Raw genomic sequence first — 1255 nt, 5'->3', positions numbered from 1 at the left:
CAGGATTTTTTTCATAATTGTAGGCAACGGTTTGTGTATGGTTAGTTACGGAAAATCAGTTAGGATTTTCCGACGTTGAGCTAAGTTAATTAATTCGAGTGAATTCCTGCGAAGGAATTCCGCCGTAATTAATTATACACGTTGTTAGCGGTAGTATTTTCATAATTTTAATAACTCATCAGTTGATTCGTCATAAATCAAAGTCCTATGTTTTGGTTGTAATCCTTCCTCATTTGAATTATACCAGAAATAGATGGAATATTTATATCCACCAATATATTCCAATTTGTATGGGCGATAATTCTCTTCGGCATTTGTAATTGTCCACTTTTTAGAAATGATTTTTGGACGTCGACCATATGTTTTATTTATGGTGTAAAAGTCAGAAGCAGAAGTGAATATAAAAACACAATTTCCAACACGCTTAAAATCGTAAAGTTTCTCAAACTCACTGACAATTGTCTCTTTTCCATTTACATCTAATTCAATGACTGTGAATTTGCCGTCTTGCCAATAGTATGTATAACCAAATTTAAAATCACTTTCTGGTCTGTAAATTTTGTTTGCAAGCACTTCTTTAACAGAATGGCTTAGTCGATTTTTAACAGCTTCTTTTATTTTAATAGTATCAAACGTATTAATTATCCATTGGCAATAGTTTTCATCATACTCAATCTCTTTTTGGTTAGATTTAATGGTTTTTAAATTCAAGATTGCATATTCTAAAAGTGCTAAACTTGTTGATGGGTCAAATTCATTGCTTACTTGTCGAATTACAATTCCATTTTTACTCAATAATTTAATTCCTTTTTCAATTTTACCATAATCATATTTTATAATTCCTTTATCAAAACTTATAAAATAGTCTGGTTCGCATTGTCCTACATAAAAATGATTAAAATCCAATAAAATGGGTTCTGTATAATTTAGTTTTTCACATAAAATTTTAGCTAACTCACCGATTATTTCAATTTTTTGAATTTCCTCGTAAAAGTAACCAGTCTTTATTCTTGTCTTTACATTTCCGAATTCTTTTGTAATCCAAAAATCTTGATGTGCAAATGAATTTTGTGTTGAAGAAATAACTATAAGAAAGAGAAATATTACTTTTTTCATTAATTTAGGATTCAAATTTCAACAAAACTACATTATGTTATTCTAAATGAAAATTCAAATTGAGTGAAGTGGTCATTTTAACTAGTGAACAGGTTTTTCAATATTGCCGCTAACGTGTTTGTATATGGTTTGTTGCGTG

Annotated in this window: 1 protein-coding gene; it reads right to left on the bottom strand. The window is 29.2% G+C overall.

The window, feature by feature from the left end:
- Positions 1-159 precede the first annotated feature (159 nt).
- Positions 160-1116 carry a hypothetical protein gene (locus tag KLA_RS17230; RefSeq protein ID WP_034647422.1) on the bottom strand — a complete coding sequence of 319 codons (957 nt, stop codon included), beginning with the start codon at positions 1114-1116 and terminating at the stop codon, positions 160-162.
- Positions 1117-1255 lie beyond the last annotated feature (139 nt).

This window comes from Cellulophaga geojensis KL-A (genome assembly GCF_000568425.1).
Taxonomy (GTDB): domain Bacteria; phylum Bacteroidota; class Bacteroidia; order Flavobacteriales; family Flavobacteriaceae; genus Cellulophaga; species Cellulophaga lytica.
This window is presented reverse-complemented; position numbering and strand designations above follow the sequence as displayed.

Excerpts from the sequence above, each read along its gene's own strand:
- KLA_RS17230 (WP_034647422.1), bottom strand. The coding sequence starts at position 1,116 with ATGAAAAAAGTAATATTTCTCTTTCTTATAGTTATTTCTTCAACACAA.